Genomic DNA, 17,302 nt, shown 5'->3' on the forward strand with positions numbered 1-17,302 from the left:
GCGAAAAGGCCTTTTATGGCGCATTTTCGCCCTGTCCAGAGCTTTGCGGGGGGAGGTTTGCGGGATCGGCGTTTGCACATCGTTCCCGGATCGGATTTAAGGGCGGAAATACTCAATTGAAGGGCCATTTTTAGTGAACGAACTCCCCAAAAATGCATTCCAACAGCGCCCCGACCTGCATGTCGAAACCGAGGGCGAATTCAAGGGCTGGCGGACCTGGACCCGCGACAGTTTTGAGACCCATAACGGCCCGTTCTGGCACCGGATGGACGAAAACGGGCGCGTCCAATGCGCGTTCCGGGTCGAGAGGAAGCACCTCAACGGCATGCGCAACGTCCATGGCGGCTGCTTCATGTCGTTCGCCGATTACTGCCTGTTTGCGATCGCCTCCTCCGTGCTGGAGGGACCCGGTGTTACGGTATCGTTCGCCTGCGAGTTTCTCGATGCGGCGCGCGAGGGTGAAATGGTCGAATGCGAGGGCGAGATCACCCGCGCCGGCGGCTCGCTGATCTTCCTGCGCGGCGTGCTGAAATCCGGCGAACGGTCGCTGTTCACGTTCTCAGGCACCATCAAGCGGGTGAAGTGGAAGAAGCCATTAGGCACAGGCGCCGTTGCCACCTGACGCGCCACGGGCCTGCCGCGGCTGGCGCGCCTGTGCCTTGCTGCTCGCGCTGGCGCGCTGCTGGAGTTCGACCGGGATGCGAAATATCGCTGGCGACAGATAGCGCTGCCGCAGAGAGCTGACCGACGCGCCGTTAGCGATTTCAATTGTGGCCAGTGAAAATCTTCATCGGAACAGCAACGAACTGTGATCGGCAGGCGGGAACGCAGGCTGACGGATCTCGTTTGGCGTTCATGTAGCAAGAAGAGGAGCAATCATGAAACTTGCGACAATGGGATTGGCAACAGCGCTGGCAGTCACCGGCACTTGCGCGCTCGCGCAATCCACTGGCGGCTCTGCAGGCGGAAGTTCGGCTACGGGAGGCGCGGCAACAAGCGGCACGGCGACGGGATCTTCCACCAGCGGGACGGGAACGACTACGGGCAATGCGACGGGCAGCCCCGCTGATGCCGGCATGAGCAACAGCGCCGGCAGCGCCGCGGCCGGACGGAACAGTGCAGCGAACCCGTCGGGGAATACGCTCATCAATCCATCGCCCAGCGGCTCGACGCTGGCACCGACAGGACCCGGCTCGCCGACCGGTAGATAACAAGAAGCCCCGCATCGCGGGGCTTTTTCGTACACGTTGCTGAGCGCTATTTCTTCTCTTCCAGCAGCTTCCTGTATTTCTCGACGTCGCGCGTTACCAATTGGCCGAGCACGTCGCTGGCGTGCTCGTTGGCGTCTGGCGCGACGGTGGAAAGATCGTGAAAGCGCTTCTTCACCGCCTCGCTCTCGACGGCGGTCTTGGCCGCGGCGTTCAGCTTCGCGATGACCGCAGGCGGCGTGCCCTTCGGCGCGAACAGGCCGTTCCAGCCCTGCGCTTCGAAATCGGGAAGGCCGGCTTCCGCCGATGTCGGCAACTCGGGCAAGGTCGCAAGCCGCACCGTCGAGCCGACGACGAGACCCCTCACCAGCTTGTCGTCGATCGCCTGCGATACCGAGGCGGCCGAATCGCAGACGCCGTCGATCTGGCCGCCGATCGCATCCGTCAGGGCCGGCGCCGCGCCGCGATAGCCGACCAGCGTCACGTCGATGCCGGCGGCCTGCGCAAAGCTCTTGCAGATCAGGAAATTCGACGAGCCGACGCCGGCATGGCCGAGATTGACCTTGCCGGGATTTTTCTTCGCATAGGTGATGAAATCCTGCAGGTTCTTCGCCGGAAAATCCTTACGCAGCGCGACGATGCCGAAGGTTTTCGCAACCACCGCAATCGGCACAAAGGATTCCGGCGTGAACGGCAGTTTCGGATAGATCGTATAGGTCGCGGCACTCGTGCCGGCGTTGCCGATCGCGATGGTGTAGCCATCAGGCTCGGCGCGCGCCGCCCGCGTCAGCGCGGTCGAGCCGCCGGCACCCGCGACATTCTCGATCACGATCGGCTGCCCGAGCGACTTGGTCATCTCCTCGGCGACCACGCGCGCGATCACGTCGGACGTTCCCCCGGCCGCAAACGGCACGATCATGCTGATGGGACGCTTGGGATAGTCCTGGGCGTGGGCGACGGTGGCAAGCGAGAAGGCCGCAGCGGCAACGGCCAGGCGCATCATCAAGCGCATCATGAAGAATTTCACGCCGCTTTTTCCAGATGGGCGGCGAGGCCGGCGAACAGGCCGCGGCCGTCGGTGCAGCCCATGATGTCTTCGACGTGGTTTTCCGGATGCGGCATCATGCCGAGCACGTTGCCGCGCTCGTTGACGATGCCGGCGATCGACTGCGCGGCGCCGTTGATGTTGGATTCCTCGTCGACCACACCGTCAGCGGAGCAATAGCGATAGAGCACCCGCCCCCCGCCTTCGAGCCGCTTCACCGTCTCCTCGTCGGCTTCGTAATTGCCCTCGCCATGCGCGACCGGCACGCGAATGACCTGGCCGGCGTTGTAGCCGCGCGTGAACGGCGTATCCGAGCGCTCGACCCGCAGGTGCACATCCTTGCAGATGAATTTCAGCCGCGCGTTGCGCATCAGGACACCGGGCAGAAGTCCCGCTTCACAAAGAATCTGAAAACCGTTGCAGACGCCGAGCACGAGGCCGCCATCGCCCGCAAACTTGCGCACGGCATCCATCACGGGCGCCCGCGCGGCAATCGCGCCGCAGCGCAGATAATCGCCGTACGAGAAACCGCCGGGCACGACCACGAGATCGGTCCCCTTCGGTAACTCGGTCTCGGCATGCCACACCATCGCTGCCTCCTGGCCGGAGGCGAGTTTCAGCGCACGCGCCATATCGCGCTCGCGGTTGATTCCGGGAAAGACGAGAACGGCTGATTTCATGGAAGGCGCGCCTAGAGAAGTTCGACCCGATAATTCTCGATCACGGTATTCGCCAGCAGCTTGTCGGCGGCGTCCTTCAACGCCGCCTCGGCCTTGGCCCTGTCGGCGCCCGACAGTTCGATGTCGAATACCTTGCCCTGACGGACGCTGGCGACGCCATCGACGCCGAGCGATTTCAGCGCGCCTTCGATGGCCTTGCCCTGCGGATCGAGAATGCCCGATTTCAACGTAACGGTAACGCGTGCCTTCACGATCTCGACCTCAGCTCTTCACCAGCACCGGACCGGTACCGGCCGGACGCTCGTTCTCCATCAGGATGCCCAGCCGTTTTGCCACCTCGGTATAGGCCTCCAGGAGGCCGCCGAGGTCGCGGCGGAAACGGTCCTTGTCGAGCTTCTCGTTCGACTTGATATCCCACAGCCGGCATGAGTCGGGCGAGATTTCGTCGGCGACGATGATCCGCATCATCTCGTTCTCGAACAGCCGGCCGCATTCCATCTTGAAATCGACCAGACGGATGCCGATGCCCAGGAACAGCCCGGTCAGGAAGTCGTTGACGCGGATGGCGAGCGCCATGATGTCGTCGATTTCCTGCGGCGTCGCCCAGCCGAACGCGGTGATGTGCTCTTCCGACACCATGGGGTCGTTGAGCTGGTCATTCTTGTAATAGAATTCGATGATCGAGCGCGGCAGTTGGGTGCCCTCCTCGATGCCGAGGCGCTGCGACAGCGAGCCGGCCGCGACGTTCCGCACCACGACTTCCAGCGGCACGATCTCGACTTCGCGGATCAACTGCTCGCGCATGTTGAGACGGCGGATGAAATGGGTCGGCACCCCGATGTCGTTGAGGTGCTGAAACAGGTACTCCGAAATCCGGTTGTTGAGGACGCCCTTGCCCTCGATCACCTGGTGTTTCTTGGCATTGAACGCGGTCGCATCATCCTTGAAGTGCTGGATCAGGGTTCCCGGCTCCGGGCCTTCATACAGGACCTTGGCCTTGCCTTCATAAATACGGCGTCGACGGCTCATTGGGATGTACCGTGTTTTGTTGAAATCCATGAAATTGGTGTGCTCCGGATGACAAGGGTTTGCGACCACGACGGAGCTGCCGTGAAGGCCAGATCCCGACAGAACGACCGGAAACAGAACAAGAACCTCGCCTGATGGCAACCTATCCGATTGGCCCATCCAGCACAATCGACCCGGCCCAATTGGGGCCAACTTATCCCGGTTGCCTGCGGCCGAACGGCCTGTTGTTTTACCGATTCGCCCCCTCTATCTAGGTAGGCGATCGGGCCGCGACAACGCGGCCTTATTTACCTTTTGCGGGGATTGGAACCGAAGAATGACCACTTTCGACAAGCGCGAGGAAGGTTTTGAGAAGAAATTCGCCCTCGACGAGGAGCAGAAGTTCAAGGCCGAGGTTCGCCGCAACAAGCTGCTCGGTCTTTGGGCAGCCGAGAAGCTCGGCATGTCCGGCGACGACGCCAATGCCTACGCCAAGGAAGTGGTTTCGGCCGACTTCGAGGAAGCCGGCGACCGGGACGTCCAGAACAAGGTCGTCAAGGATCTTGCCGCCAAGGGCGTCGCCATCACCGCTGCCGAGGTGCGCGTCAAGATGGACGAGTTGATGGCGCAGGCCGCCGCGCAGGTGAAGGCGGGGACGTAAGCGCCCTCCAAGCCGTCATTCCGGGGCGTGCGAAGCACGAACCCGGAATCTCGAGATTCCGGTCTGGTCCTTCGGACCATCCCGGAATGACCGTGCTAATGTTTAAGCGTCTTCGTCCCGCGATACTCCTTCCGCACAATCTCCATCAAGCGCCGCGCCGCAGCGCTCAAAAATCCGCCGCGGCGCGTTACCGTGACGACGTCGTGGCTCGCCTTGAGATCACGCACGCCGATGGTCGAGATAGTCCCGTAGCGCAGTTCTTCGGCCGCATTCCTCTCCGACAGCAGCGCGATGCCGAAGCCGGCTTCAACCAGGCGCTTCTGCGCGGTCAGGCTGTCGACCGGCGTCCAGTCGATTTCACCGAGGCCATGGGTCTGAAACAGCGCAAACACATGTGACGCCGTGATCTCGCGCCGTCCCGGCACCACGGGAAAGGCGATCCAGCGCTCGCCGCGCAGATCGGCGAGTTTTGCGACCCGGCGGCCGGCGCGCGGATGGTCGCCCGCACACACCACCTGCAGCCGTTCGGCAAACAGCAATTCGCAATCGAGATCACGCGAGCGGTCGAGGTCATAGCGCAGGCCGATGGTCGCCTCGCCGCGCCGTATCATGTCGCTGACCTCCGCGCTGGTCGCGGTGCGCAGGCTCAATTCGACCTCGGGGTGTTCCGCCGCGAAACGTTTCAGGATCGCCGACAGCCGCCCACCGGCCAGCGTGCCGACCACCGCAAGCGCAATCGGCCCTGAATTCGGCCGCGCCAGCGCACGAACCGCGTTCTCAGCATCCTGCGCGGCGGCGACCGCGCGCTCGGCATAGGGCACCATCACCCTTCCCGCATCGCTCAGCATCGTACGCCCCGCGATCCGCTCGAACAGCGGCACACCGAGCTCCTGCTCGAGCAACGCAATGCGCCGCGAGATCGCCGGCTGCGAGCGGTGCAGCGCCTTCGCCGCGCTCGAAATACCGCCTCGGCGATGAACGGTCAGGAAGGTGAGAAGCGCATCGCTGTCCATGTTTCGTCCATGCAAAAAGCTGATGATATCTAGAGAAATAACAAATTTGGCTGATGGGAGATAGCCCGCTAGTTTCGCCGCCAGCCAGAACAGGCCAACAAACCAAGCGGAGCTCACCGATGCGAACCCAAAAAGAAAAAGCCGAAGCGTTCCGCGCGCTGCATGCGCACCCCGGCGCCTTCATCATTCCCAATCCGTGGGACGCCGGCACCGCAAAGCTGCTCGCCGCGATGGGCTTTGAGGCGCTCGCGACCACGAGCCTCGGCTTGGCCAATACGCTCGGCAGCGCCACCGTCAGCCTTGATGCCATCATCGAGAACTGCCGGATGATCGCTGACGCCACCGACCTGCCCGTCAACGCCGACCTGGAGAATTGCGGCGCCGACGATCCGAAGACCGCGGCGAAAGCGATCGCGCGCGCGGCTGAGGCAGGCTGCGTCGGCGGCTCAATCGAGGATTTTTCCGGCGATCCGCGCCAGCCGATCTACGCTTTTTCGCTTGCGGTCGAGCGCGTGCAGGCGGCCGTCGAAGCGGCACGCGCACTGCCCTTCCCGTTCACGCTGACGGCGCGCGCCGAGAACTTCCTGCACGGCCGCACAGATCTCGACGACACGATCAAGCGCCTGCAGGCGTTCGAGGCGGCTGGCGCCGATGTGCTGTATTCGCCCGGCCTGCACGACATCGACACCATCCGCAACGTTGTGGCGTCGGTCGGCAAGCCGTTCAATCTGGTGATGGGCTTTGCCGATCCGACGCTGACCGTCGATCAACTCTCGAAAGCCGGCGTCAAGCGCATCAGCGTTGGTGGCGCGATGGCCCGCTATGCGCTGGCCGCGTTCCTAAAGAGCGCCCGCGAGATGAAGGATCACGGCGCGTTCACCTATGTGCGCGAGATGGCGCCGATCAGGGAGGTACGGGCGGCGTTCAGGTAATAGTCACGCCTGCCGACAAGAAGATCAGCGATGTGACGCCGCTGTTCCAGATCGACGACGGGCGGCTGTTGAACCAGCTTCCGGTGTGGGCGCCGGACGCGGCGATCCGCAAAAAGATCCTGGTCGACAACCCGGCACAGCTTTACGGGTTCTGAAGCCCGGCGCTCGACATCGCGGCCTGCTCAAGTCCGAGCAGGTCGTGGTCGCAAGTGCGCAGCCAGTCGCCGGCCTTGCGCAGGCCGCCGAACGGGAACAGGTGAAATCCCGCGATCGGCGCGGTCGTGGCTGCAGGCGCGCAACGCAATCCCCTGACCACGTCGTCCGGCCCGGTGTCCGTCAGCAGGCGGCCGAACCGGCCGATCTGGGCCCGCACCGCGCGCATCGAATTGCCGATGCCGCAGCGGAGCGCGAATTTTGTCAATGTCGCCGGCGTGGCGGGCCCGGCAAGGCCGACGATGACAGGTAGATCGACGCCGGCGCGATCAAGGGCGCCGATCCATTGCAGAATCGGCGTGCTCTCGAAGCAGAATTGCGTGACGACATCGACCCGCGTTCCAGTCCGCCGCCCCCAGTCGCGCCACGCCTTCAAGCCGTTCAGTGCATCCAGCAGTTCGAGATAAGGATGGCCTTCGGGATGACCGGCCACGCTGACGGATGCAATCCCGTGCGCCTCGAGTAAGCCGCTGCTGCAGACATCGCGCGTCGATTTGAACGGGCCCTTGGCCGCCGCGACATCGCCCGCGATCAGGAGGATCCGCGACACCGCGGCCTCGCCACGCGCCCGCGTCAGGAAATCGTCGAGCGCCTCCCGCGAGGCCATTTCGCGCGCCGCGATATGGGGCACCGGATTGTAGCCGGCGCGGCGCAGCGCCGTGGCGGTCTCGACATTGTGGCGATAATTGTCGCCGGGCAGGAACGTGATGGTGACGTCGGTGCCTTCAGCGAAATGGTCACGCAGTTCGGCGATCTGATGCCCGCGCGAGGAGATTTCGACTGAGGCCGACGACAGCAGCGCGGCCAGTCTGGGAGATGCCTGATCGGAGACGGTCATGGGCGCCTCCCAAGGTCATGCCGGCGCGCGGCGGCGCGAGATCACATAGGTTTCATCGTTGAACCACAGGCCGCCATGCTTCTTCAGCACGCGGTCGGTGGCCTCGAGGTAACGGCCGTCGCGGACCACCTCCGACAATCTGTTGTCCTCGATCTGCGCGACATAGATCGCGGCGTTCCAGGCCGCGAACAGCGTCGAGGTCCCGATCGGGCCGCTGACCTCGTCCGGCAGCGTGTGCATGCGGTAACGGAAGATCGATCGCGCGTCGGAGGAGGCGTTGAAATTGTAGTGCCGGGCCGCCGCGCCAAGCTCGTGCTTGACCTGACGCAGGATCGCGTAGCGGTCGGTCTTGAAGGGATCATCGCCCGGCCAGACCTGGTCGATGATCTCGATGCCGGGATCTCTTCCATGTGAATGGATGCCGATCAGCCGCCCGCCCGGCCGCAGCGACTTGACCAGCGGCGTCACCACTTTCGAGGCCTTGAACTCGACGCTCGCCCGCGCCCGATAGGGCTGCGAAGCGATGACGAGATCGTAGTCGGCCATCACCCGGCCGGGCCGCGGCATGATCGGGTCAAGCAGGAACGAATGATCCTCGCGCCGCAGCGTCAGGATGACCGGACGCTGGTAGACCGGATTGCCCGTGGTCGGGCTGATACCCGCGCGCCAGTTCTCGGCCAGGAAGCCTTCGAGCTCGCCGATCTGCTCGGCGAAGCCGTGCGCGCTGTTGCCGGTCAGCGTGACATCCTTCCAGATCAGGCCTTGTGCTGATGTCACCGAGCGCGGCGTCAGCCATGGCGCCTCGGCGTAATAGAGGTTGGTGACGACCAGCACGGTGGCGGGATGCTCGAACAGGCGATCCGCCATCTTCTCCAGCATCAGGCGGACGTCTTCGTAGCTGATCTCCTTTGCCACGACATAGAGCGGCATGGTGGGGAAGCGCGCATGCACCGCCCGCATCACCCGCGACAGCACGGTGCCGTCGCCGACACCGGCGTCGAAGATGCGAAGCGCCGGCGGCGCCGGCTGCAGATTGCCAAGCTCTAGCGAGATGCGGTTGCCGACCTCGGTCTTCTCACTGCAGGTGGAGACGAACAGCAGGTATTTCTGGCGATTGTCGAAGAATCGGAAGCCCGGCGGCGCTACGGCGTTGGCGGCGGCCGCGCCGTTCAGCGGCTTGGCTGACGGCGACGGTTGGCCTTCCGCTGCGCTCGAAGCGGGCCGGTGCTCGGCGAGATACGCGCGGACCTTGTCGAGCGTGCCCGTCGTGATCCTGGCACCGTCGCGCAGCCGCGACACAAGCTTGCCGTCATTGACCACCAGCCGCCCGAAAGTCGATTCAGCGGTCTGCGTCTCGCGGCAGAAGTCGCGGATTTCGCCGAGAATCTGCTCGGCGGTCGGCGGCGATTTCGCCGGCTGCGCATGGCCGTTCTGTTGGCCTGTAGATCCCTGGCTTTCCTCGATCCGCATGGTGTTCTCCCGCGGTTGTCCCTGCCGACATCTGGGGACGGCCGCTGGATTGGGTCAACCACAAACCGAGTGGGCAGGAAACATGGGCACATGCCCACAGGGAGTTTACCGCGCGCGGCGCGAGAACACCGAGATCAGCACCGGCAACGTCACCAGAATCACGATCGGCGCCAGCATCATGCCGGTGACAACCACGATCGCCAGCGGCTTTTGCACCTGCGAACCGATCCCCTCCGAGACCGCCGCCGGCAACAACCCGACGCCCGCGACCACGCAGGTCATCAGCACCGGCCGCAATTGCAATTCGCCTGTGCGGACCACCGCGCGCACCCGCTCATAGCCTTCGTCGATGAGCTGGTTGTACTGCGACAGGATGATGATGCCGTCCATCACGGCGATGCCGAACAGCGCGATGAAGCCGATCGCCGCCGACACGCTGAAGGGAATGCCCGTGATCAGCAGTCCGAGCACGCCGCCGAAGATCGCCATCGGGATCACGCTCATCGCCAGCAACGTGTCGACCATCGAGCCGAAATTGAAGAACAGCAGCACGCCGATCAGCGCGAGGCTGATTGGGACCACGATCGAGAGCCGCTTGATGGCGTCCTGCAGATTGCCGAACTCGCCGACCCATTCGATGCGCGACCCCGGCGGAAGTTCGACCTGGGCGGCGACCTTGTCCTGTGCTTCCTGGATCGCGCTGCCGAGGTCACGGTTGCGAACCGAGAACTTGATCGGCAGATAGCGTTCCTGCCCTTCGCGGTAGATATAGGCCGCGCCCGAGATCAGGTTGATCGAGGCGACCTCGCTGAGCGGAATCTGGGTGATCGATCCGCCCGGCCCGGCCACGCCGATCCGCAAGTTATGGATCGCTTCCGCGCTCTTGCGGTATTCCGGGGCAAGGCGAACGATGATCGGGAAATGCCGGTCGCTGCCGGGCTCATAGAGGTCGCCGGCGCTGTCGCCGCCGACCGCGACCTTGATGGTGGCGTTGATATCGCCGGGCGACAAGCCGTAGCGCGCCGCACGGGCACGGTCGATATCGATCTGGATGGTCGGCTGGCCGAGCGAGGTGAACACCGCAAGGTCGGTGACGCCCTGCACGGTGCCGAGCACGGATTTGATCTTGTTGGCCGTATCAGTCAGCGCCTGCAGATCGTTGCCGTAGAGCTTGATCGAGTTCTCGCCCTTGACGCCGGAGACCGCCTCCGAGACGTTGTCCTGCAGATACTGCGAGAAGTTGAATTCGACGCCCGGGAATTTGTCCTGCAACTGGCCGAGCAATTGCGCGGTCAGTTCGTCCTTGTCGCGGGTGTCGGGCCATTCGCTGTTGGGCTTCAGGGGCGCGAAGAACTCGGCGTTGAAGAGACCGGCGGCGTCGGTGCCGTCGTCGGGGCGCCCGTGCTGCGACACCACCGATTCCACTTCGGGGCGCGCGCGGATCATCTTGCGCATCTCGTTGACGTAGGCGTTGCCTTCCTGCAGCGAGATGGTCGGCGGCAGCGTGGCGCGGATCCACAGGTTGCCTTCTTCCAGCTTGGGCAGGAATTCCAGGCCCAGCAGCCGTGCGAACGCCATCGTCATCAGGACGAGTACGGCAGCGCCGGTCAGCACGATCCTGCGGTTTGCGATCGCCCAGTTCAGCACCGGCACATACAGCCGGTCGAGCCGTTTCACGACCCAGGTTTCGGCTTCATCCAGGTGCGAGGGCAGGATGATTGCGCTGAGCGCCGGCGTCACCGTAAAGGTCGCGATCAGTCCGCCCGCCAAAGCGTAAGCATAGGTCCGCGCCATCGGCCCGAAGATATTGCCCTCGACGCCGCTCAGCGTGAACAGCGGCAGGAAGGCGGCGATGATGATGGCGGCGGCGAAGAAGATCGAGCGCGACACGTCGGCGGCCGCGGACAGGATGGCGTGGCTCTTCATCCCCATCGTAGTCTCGAAGGAGATGTGGCTCTGCTCGGCCGCGGAAAGCGCGGTGGTCTGCGTCAGCCGCCGGAAGATCGCCTCCACCATGATCACGGTGGCGTCGACGATCAGGCCGAAATCGATCGCGCCGACCGACAGCAGATTGGCGGACTCGCCGCGCATCACCAGGATGATGACGGCGAAAAACAGCGCGAACGGAATCGTCGCGCCGACGATCAGCGCGCTGCGGAGGTCGCCGAGAAACACCCACTGCAGCAGCACGATCAGGATGATGCCGACCACCATGTTGTGCAGCACGGTGTGGGTGGTGATGTCGATCAGGTCCTTGCGGTCGTAGATCCGCTCGATCTTCACACCGGGCGGCAGGATCGAGGAATTGTTGATGCTGCGGACGAGCTGCTCGACGCGGGCAATGGTCGGCGAGCTCTGTTCGCCGCGCCGCATCAGCACGATGCCCTGCACGATATCGTCGTCCTGGTCGAGGCCGGCAATACCGAGCCGCGGCTTCTCGCCGATCGTGACCTGCGCGATGTCGCGGACCAGCACCGGATTGCCGGCCGATTGCGACACCATGGTATTGTTGAGGTCGTCGATCGAGCGGATCAGGCCGACGCCGCGCACCACAGCGGATTGCGCGCCGATATTGACGGTGTTGCCGCCGACATTGATGTTGGCATTGCCGACCGCCTGCAGCACCTGCGGCAGCGTCAGCCCGTTGGCGACCAGTTTGTTGAAATCGACCTGCAATTCGTAGGTCTTGGTCTTGCCGCCCCAGCCGGTGACGTCGACGACGCCGGGCACGGCGCGAAAGCGGCGCTGCAATACCCAGTCCTGCAGCGTCTTGAGGTCGAGCACGCTGTAGTTCGGCGGGCCTTTCAGGCGGTAACGAAAAATCTCGCCGGTCGGGCTGAGCGGCGAGATGGTCGGCTGGGCATTGCCCGGCAACGGCGCAAGTTGCGACAGCCGGTTCAGCACCTGCTGCAGCGCCTCCTCATAGGTGTAGTCGAACGAGAACTGCAGTTTGACGTCGGACAATCCGTACAGCGAGATGGTGCGGATGGTGCGCAGGTTCTTGATGCCGGCGACCTGGGTCTCGATCGGGATCGTGATGTAGCGCTCGATTTCCTCCGACGACAGCCCCGGGCTCTGCGTCACGATGTCGACCATCGGCGGGGTCGGATCGGGATAGGCCTCGATGTTGAGCTGCTTGAACGCGATCAGGCCGCCGACCAGCACGGCGACGAACATGCCGACCATCAAGTAGCGGCGGCTGACGGCTAGGGCGACCAGGCGATCCATTCAGATCGAAGCTTTCAATGAGCGGGGCATCAGCTTCCGGATGCAGCCCGGTCGATGAACAGCGCGCCCTTGGTCACAATCCGCTCGCCGGGCTTCAAATTGCCGACCACCTCGACGAGGTCGCCATTGCTGAGGCCGGGCTTGATCTGGCGCAGTTCGATCGTCTTGTCCGCATGCGCGACCCAGATCCGCACCTGGTCGCCTTCATAGATCAACGCCTGCTTCGGCACGCCGACCGCCGGATGGTCGCTCGCCGAATAGATCGTGACGTTGGCGAACATTTCCGGCTTTAGCAGGAAGTCCTTGTTGTCGATGGTGGCGCGGACCAAGAGCCGGCGCGTCGCCGGGTCGATCGCGGTAGCGACATAGTTGAGCCGCGCCGACAGCGGCTGGCCGGGCAACGCCAGCACGTTGAAGGTCACGTCCTGCCCGATCGCGACGTTTGCGCAATCGCTCTCGCGGACGAAGGCCGTCATCCAGACGGTGGAGAGATCGCCGATCACGTAGACGGGATCGCTGGCGCCGGCATTGACATACTGGCCGGGGCCGATCTTGCGCTGGACCACGGTGCCGGCGAGCGGTGCGAAGATGGTGATCTCCGGATTGATGCGGCCCTTCTCCTGGAAGGTCGCGATGTCTTCATCGGTGAGGCCGAGAATGCGCAGCTTGTTGCGTGCGGCTTCCATCGCCGTCTGCGATGCGCGCATGTCGTTTTGCGCCTGGATCAGCGTCGCCTGGCTCTGCTGATAGTCCTTCAGCGGAACCGCCTTGCCTTCGAAGAGGTCCTTGGCGCGCTGGCCCTGCAACTCCGCCAGATCGAGCACGGACTTCGCCTTGTTCATGGCGCTCATCGCGGCGATGAAATCGTTCTGCGCCTGAACATTGTCGGCGGCCTCGATCACGAACAGCGGCTGGCCCTTGGCGACGCGATCGCCCGGGCGGGCCAAAAGTCTGGTGACGCGGCCGGCATAGGGCGAGAACACCGGCGTCGACCGATCCTCGTCGATCGCGATTTTGCCTTCGGTGACGTGTTCGGCGCGGAACCCGCGTTCGGTGACGGGCTGAATGGTCAGGCTGGCCCATTCGGCGGCGCTCGGCGTGTAGCGCTGCAATCCTCCCTTGCGGGACTGGCTCGAGACTTCCGAATGGCCGCGCTTTGGAGTGCCGATCTGGGCGTAGCCGTACGCGCCCGCACCAACAAGCGCCAGCAGGCCGACAGAAACGGCCAGCCGCTGCCGGGTAACGGTCTGCAATCGCTTGGTAAACACGTTATGCATCCGGCCCGGAACCACTCAGCGACGATTTGCCTCACCCTGCGCTAATAGTGCCCAATTCACATTCCAACAACATGAAAAACGAAAATAGCCCCGGCGGGAGGGATTAAAGTTTGGAGAGCCGGCCCGAACGCCGGCAGGGTCCTACGCCGGTGGCGGCCATTGCGGCGGGTGGCTGCCGAGCGGCATGGCCGGACGGGCCCAAAATGCAGGGGTTTTCGACAGGATCGCCGAATGCCGGACTGACCGCAGCGCACCAAAGCCTGACGGAAGCTCCCCGATAAAGGGCATCACCGCCTCCCCCGTAAGATCACGGGTACCGAGGCCGTCGGCGAGCCGGCCGAGATTCCACAGCCAGCCTCCGGTCTGCGCCAGCGATACCTGAACGTGCCAGCTTCCACCTTCACGCGCCTGGCGCGCTTTGGCCATCATGGCGCCGAACGCCATGATGTAGCCGGTGGCGTGATCGAGCATCTGTGCCGGGAATTCCTTCGGTCCGTCGACGCCGGCGGCCTGCCCCTCGGCATGGTTGAATCCGGTCGCGGTCTGCACCAGCGAGTCGAAGCCGCGCCGCTCGGCCCACGGACCTGCGGCACCATAGGCCGACAGCGTGACGTAAATGATGCCAGGATTGATGTGCGCGGCATCCTCCGGCGAGAAGCCGAGGGCGGCGATCGCGCGCGGCCGGTAGCCTTGCGAAAAAATATCCGCCTCGGCCAGCAGTTCGCGCAGCACGCCGCGCCCCTGCTCGCTCTTGAGTTCGACAAAACTCGTCAGCTTGCCGCGGCCGGTGTCGATGGTGAGCCACGGGATCGCCGGCAGCTCGGGCCCCGAGATCAGCAGCACGTCGGCGCCATGCGCGGCGAGCGTTCGCCCCGCCACGGGACCTGCGATCACCCGCGACAGATCGAGCACGCGAATGCCTGCGAGCGGCCGATCACCCCTGGGCCACGGCTTTGGCGGTGCTTCGCCGATCTTCGTGATCGAGATCAGCGGTAATCCGGCAAGCGCCTTGGCGTGCGGCGTCGCCGACCATTGATCATGGGAGCGCATGAAGGCGACGACGCAGCCGCCGGCATAGGCCGCGGTCTCGAACGCTTCGCCGTCCCATTGCATCAGAGCGGCCTGCACCGTGTCACGCTCCGGCCTGCAGTTCAGCACCTTGCAGACGGCGTCGCGGTGGTGCGGAAAATTGGTGTGCAGGCGCACGAAGCCATCGCGGGTCTTGTAGACGCCGGCGATCGCGTCCCAGGCCGGCGGCGGCGGATTGCCGTCGACGCGCAGATAGCGTTCGCTCCGGCATTCGACCACAGCGTGGCGCATGTCGACCGCAACCTTCTGCGCCTCACCGCTGCGCATCTTCCAGAGCCTGGCCGCCGCCAGTCCGGTTGCGGCGACACTGACCTGAGCGGCGGCGGCGACACGGAACGAGGACGGCAGTTGCGGCTCATCGCCGGTCAGCGTGAGCGCGTCGAGCGCGGAAGCTTCGCCGCCGGCAGAGGTCCAGATATCGGAGAGGATTTCCCTGGGGCTTTGCATCGGCTTTCTCCTCCGTAACGCTTTCTTTTTAATCGCACGCAACGTAGCAACGTAGCCCGGATCGAGCGTAGCGCAATCCGGGTAGACATCAATGCCGGTGCGTGTGGCGAGTGACGATGGGTTTCGCTTCGCTCTACCCATCCTACGGCAGACATACTTTCACGATCTCGCGGCGCATTGCGTCCGAGGTTTGATCTTCGTTTGCCCTCTTCGAAATTAGAGAGGGCGCAGGGAAGACCGGGTGCTTGCTGCACCCGCGGTCTCGCGTGCGATTTGCGCAAACAAAACTGCACACGAGCATACAGGGCAGCGGGAGCATTCCGGCCTTCCCTGCGCAATGGCTTTACGGCTTACTTCGTGCTCTTCCCGGAGAACGGCTCTGTTGCCTCCGTCGCCAGCGAGACACTTCCCGCCAACTTAACGCCAGCACCGCGGCGCCCGAACCACACGACTTCACCGTACGCGTCCGGCGCGTACGTCTAGCGCGCCATCAGCGTCCATCGCATCTCACCGCGCGTTCGTGACGATCGCGAGCCGCCCCTCATCTGCCGCGAGACGGGCGGAGTCATGCCGCTGATTTGGGTGACATGTTAAGCGGAATATTTTTGCGCGAAGGGCTGGACGACCCAAATCAGCTTGATCCGCCTTGCAAAATCGGCGTTTTGGCGCAACCGTCCGGGAGGTCATTCCGCGTCATGGCCGCTACAATGCGTGCGGATCAACAAAGGAAGAACAATATGGATTTGGGTTTGAAGGGCAGAAACGCGGTCGTGCTCGGCGGCACGCGCGGCATCGGACGGGCGATTGCCGACACACTGGCCGGCGAAGGTTCAGGCGTCGCGGTGTGTGCCCGCAACGCGGATCAGGTCGCCGGCACCGTTACTGAGCTGAACGCGGCGGGCGTGCGCGCAACCGGCGCTCCGGTCGACGTCACCGACGCCGCCGCGCTGAAATCGTGGATATCGGATGCGGCCAGAGAGCTCGGCAGCATCGACATGCTGTTTTCCAATGCCGGCGCCATGGCGCAAGGCGGTGATCCCGCTTCATGGGAGCAGAACTTCCGGCTCGACGTGCTCGGCGCCGTGAACGCGTTCGAGGCTGCGCGGCCCTGGCTCGAAGCCAGCGGCGACAAGACCGGCGACGCGGCCTTTGTCATTATCTCTTCGGTCTCGGCGGCGCAGGCCGATACCGCCAGTTCATACGGCCCGATCAAAGCGGCGCTGATCCACATGGCCAAGGGACTGGCGCGGCAATACGCGCCCAAGAAAATCCGCGTCAACGTGGTGTCGCCGGGCACGGTCTATTTCAGGGGCGGCATCTGGAACATGGTCGAGCAGAACATGCCGAAGCGCTATCAGGACGCGCTGGCGCGCAACCCGACCGGCCGCATGGCAACGCCGCAGGAAATCGCCAACGCCGCCGTATTCCTGGCGAGCCCGGCCTCCTCCTTCACGACGGGCTCCAACCTCGTCGTCGACGGCGCGATCTCGAACCGGGTAAATTTCTGAGAAGCTAGTCTGGCGCGTGCCGTCGGGGTGTAGGGTGGGCAAAGGCGCGCTTGCGCCGTGCCCACCACCTATCGGCAGCGGTGCTTGAATGGTGGGCACGCTGCGCTTTGCCCACCCTACCAGCCCGACTACTTCACCGTGTCCGCGCCGGCCTTGCAGGCGACAGCGTCCTGGTCGCCGGTCGCGCCGCTGCAACCGACCGCGCCGATGATCTTGCCGCCCTCGACAAGCGGAATTCCGCCGGGAGATGCCGTCGGCGAAGGCGACTCCAGCGTGGCGATATAGGCGCCGGCGGGCGTCTGCATCGCGTTGTTGAAGATCTGCGTCGGGCGCCGATAGCGCGCCGCAGTACGCGCCTTGTTCTGCGAGATCACCACCGACCCGTGCTGCGTGCTGTCCATCTTGTAGAAATAGACGAGCTCGCCGTGCGTATCGGCGACGGAAATGGCGAGCTTCCAGTTGCGGGGCGATTTCGTGGCCTCGGCAACGATCGCCTTCACGACATCGGCGGCGCGATCGGCGGTGATCGAATTTCCGTACGGGATATCGAACGGCATCTGGTCGGGCACCGCCGCCGGGGCGGCTGCCGGTTGCTGGGCCTGAGCCCGGCTGCAGATCGTAACGGCCACGCAAGCCGCAAGAATCGCCAAAACATTCCGACGCATGTCTTCCTCCCAAGTATATT

Annotated in this window: 16 protein-coding genes and 1 pseudogene; 5 read left to right on the forward strand and 12 right to left on the reverse strand. The window is 64.1% G+C overall.

The window, feature by feature from the left end; all coding sequences use genetic code 11:
• Positions 1 to 133 precede the first annotated feature (133 nt).
• Positions 134 to 622, forward strand: a complete 489-nt coding sequence (locus tag V1288_RS00075; RefSeq protein ID WP_334355136.1) for a PaaI family thioesterase — start codon at positions 134 to 136, stop codon at positions 620 to 622.
• 231 nt (positions 623 to 853) lie between these two features.
• Here the strand turns inward: V1288_RS00075 and V1288_RS00080 are convergent, their stop codons facing one another.
• The 5 genes from V1288_RS00080 to purC form a co-directional block, all read right to left on the reverse strand.
• Positions 854 to 1,147, reverse strand: a complete 294-nt coding sequence (locus V1288_RS00080; RefSeq protein WP_334355137.1) for a hypothetical protein — start codon at positions 1,145 to 1,147, stop codon at positions 854 to 856.
• A 110-nt stretch (positions 1,148 to 1,257) separates the two neighbouring features.
• The gene (locus V1288_RS00085) at positions 1,258 to 2,223 is read right to left on the reverse strand and encodes a tripartite tricarboxylate transporter substrate binding protein BugD (protein WP_334361150.1); all 966 of its coding nucleotides are present in this window, start codon (positions 2,221 to 2,223) and stop codon (positions 1,258 to 1,260) included.
• An 8-nt stretch (positions 2,224 to 2,231) separates the two neighbouring features.
• Positions 2,232 to 2,933 carry a phosphoribosylformylglycinamidine synthase subunit PurQ gene (gene purQ / locus V1288_RS00090; RefSeq protein ID WP_334355138.1) on the reverse strand — a complete coding sequence of 234 codons (702 nt, stop codon included), beginning with the start codon at positions 2,931 to 2,933 and terminating at the stop codon, positions 2,232 to 2,234.
• Positions 2,934 to 2,944: 11 nt separating this feature from the next.
• Positions 2,945 to 3,184, reverse strand: coding sequence for a phosphoribosylformylglycinamidine synthase subunit PurS (purS, locus tag V1288_RS00095; protein WP_247516393.1), 240 nt, complete (start codon positions 3,182 to 3,184; stop codon positions 2,945 to 2,947).
• Positions 3,185 to 3,194: 10 nt separating this feature from the next.
• Positions 3,195 to 3,962, reverse strand: a complete 768-nt coding sequence (purC, locus tag V1288_RS00100) for a phosphoribosylaminoimidazolesuccinocarboxamide synthase (protein ID WP_171708996.1) — start codon at positions 3,960 to 3,962, stop codon at positions 3,195 to 3,197.
• Positions 3,963 to 4,278: 316 nt separating this feature from the next.
• Here purC and V1288_RS00105 point away from each other — a divergent pair, with 316 nt between their 5' ends.
• On the forward strand, positions 4,279 to 4,602 hold the full coding sequence (locus tag V1288_RS00105; protein WP_334355139.1) for a DUF1476 domain-containing protein: 324 nt from the start codon (positions 4,279 to 4,281) through the stop codon (positions 4,600 to 4,602).
• A 95-nt stretch (positions 4,603 to 4,697) separates the two neighbouring features.
• Here the strand turns inward: V1288_RS00105 and V1288_RS00110 are convergent, their stop codons facing one another.
• Entirely contained in the window at positions 4,698 to 5,615 is a 918-nt protein-coding gene (locus tag V1288_RS00110; protein ID WP_334355140.1) for a LysR family transcriptional regulator, read from the reverse strand.
• A 119-nt stretch (positions 5,616 to 5,734) separates the two neighbouring features.
• On the opposite strand from V1288_RS00110, the gene V1288_RS00115 reads away from it, so the two are divergent.
• Positions 5,735 to 6,547: an isocitrate lyase/PEP mutase family protein gene (locus V1288_RS00115; RefSeq protein WP_334355141.1), complete on the forward strand. Its 813-nt coding sequence runs from the start codon at positions 5,735 to 5,737 to the stop codon at positions 6,545 to 6,547.
• Positions 6,548 to 6,576: 29 nt separating this feature from the next.
• Positions 6,577 to 6,702, forward strand: a pseudogene (locus tag V1288_RS00120) (amidohydrolase family protein); the annotation flags it as partial.
• Here the strand turns inward: V1288_RS00120 and V1288_RS00125 are convergent.
• From V1288_RS00125 to V1288_RS00145, 5 genes are all read right to left on the reverse strand, one after another.
• Positions 6,690 to 7,598, reverse strand: coding sequence for a hypothetical protein (locus tag V1288_RS00125; RefSeq protein ID WP_334355142.1), 909 nt, complete (start codon positions 7,596 to 7,598; stop codon positions 6,690 to 6,692). The pseudogene V1288_RS00120 and the gene V1288_RS00125 sit on opposite strands and share 13 nt — an antisense overlap.
• Before the next feature lie 15 nt (positions 7,599 to 7,613).
• Entirely contained in the window at positions 7,614 to 9,068 is a 1,455-nt protein-coding gene (locus V1288_RS00130; protein ID WP_334355143.1) for a hypothetical protein, read from the reverse strand.
• Between the two features lie 105 nt (positions 9,069 to 9,173).
• Positions 9,174 to 12,296 carry an efflux RND transporter permease subunit gene (locus V1288_RS00135; RefSeq protein ID WP_334355144.1) on the reverse strand — a complete coding sequence of 1,041 codons (3,123 nt, stop codon included), beginning with the start codon at positions 12,294 to 12,296 and terminating at the stop codon, positions 9,174 to 9,176.
• Between the two features lie 29 nt (positions 12,297 to 12,325).
• Complete coding sequence (locus V1288_RS00140) at positions 12,326 to 13,564, reverse strand: efflux RND transporter periplasmic adaptor subunit (protein WP_442893894.1); 1,239 nt, start codon at positions 13,562 to 13,564, stop codon at positions 12,326 to 12,328.
• A gap of 150 nt (positions 13,565 to 13,714) precedes the next feature.
• The gene (locus V1288_RS00145) at positions 13,715 to 15,109 is read right to left on the reverse strand and encodes a CoA transferase (protein WP_334355146.1); all 1,395 of its coding nucleotides are present in this window, start codon (positions 15,107 to 15,109) and stop codon (positions 13,715 to 13,717) included.
• Positions 15,110 to 15,846: 737 nt separating this feature from the next.
• On the opposite strand from V1288_RS00145, the gene V1288_RS00150 reads away from it, so the two are divergent.
• Positions 15,847 to 16,617 (forward strand): SDR family NAD(P)-dependent oxidoreductase, encoded by a 771-nt coding sequence (locus V1288_RS00150; RefSeq protein WP_334355147.1) that lies wholly within the window; start codon positions 15,847 to 15,849, stop codon positions 16,615 to 16,617.
• A 128-nt stretch (positions 16,618 to 16,745) separates the two neighbouring features.
• Here V1288_RS00150 and V1288_RS00155 read toward each other — a convergent pair whose 3' ends face one another.
• Complete coding sequence (locus V1288_RS00155; RefSeq protein ID WP_334355148.1) at positions 16,746 to 17,282, reverse strand: GlcG/HbpS family heme-binding protein; 537 nt, start codon at positions 17,280 to 17,282, stop codon at positions 16,746 to 16,748.
• Positions 17,283 to 17,302: the final 20 nt, after the last annotated feature.

It is taken from the genome of Bradyrhizobium sp. AZCC 2176, assembly GCF_036924645.1.
Lineage (GTDB): Bacteria > Pseudomonadota > Alphaproteobacteria > Rhizobiales > Xanthobacteraceae > Bradyrhizobium.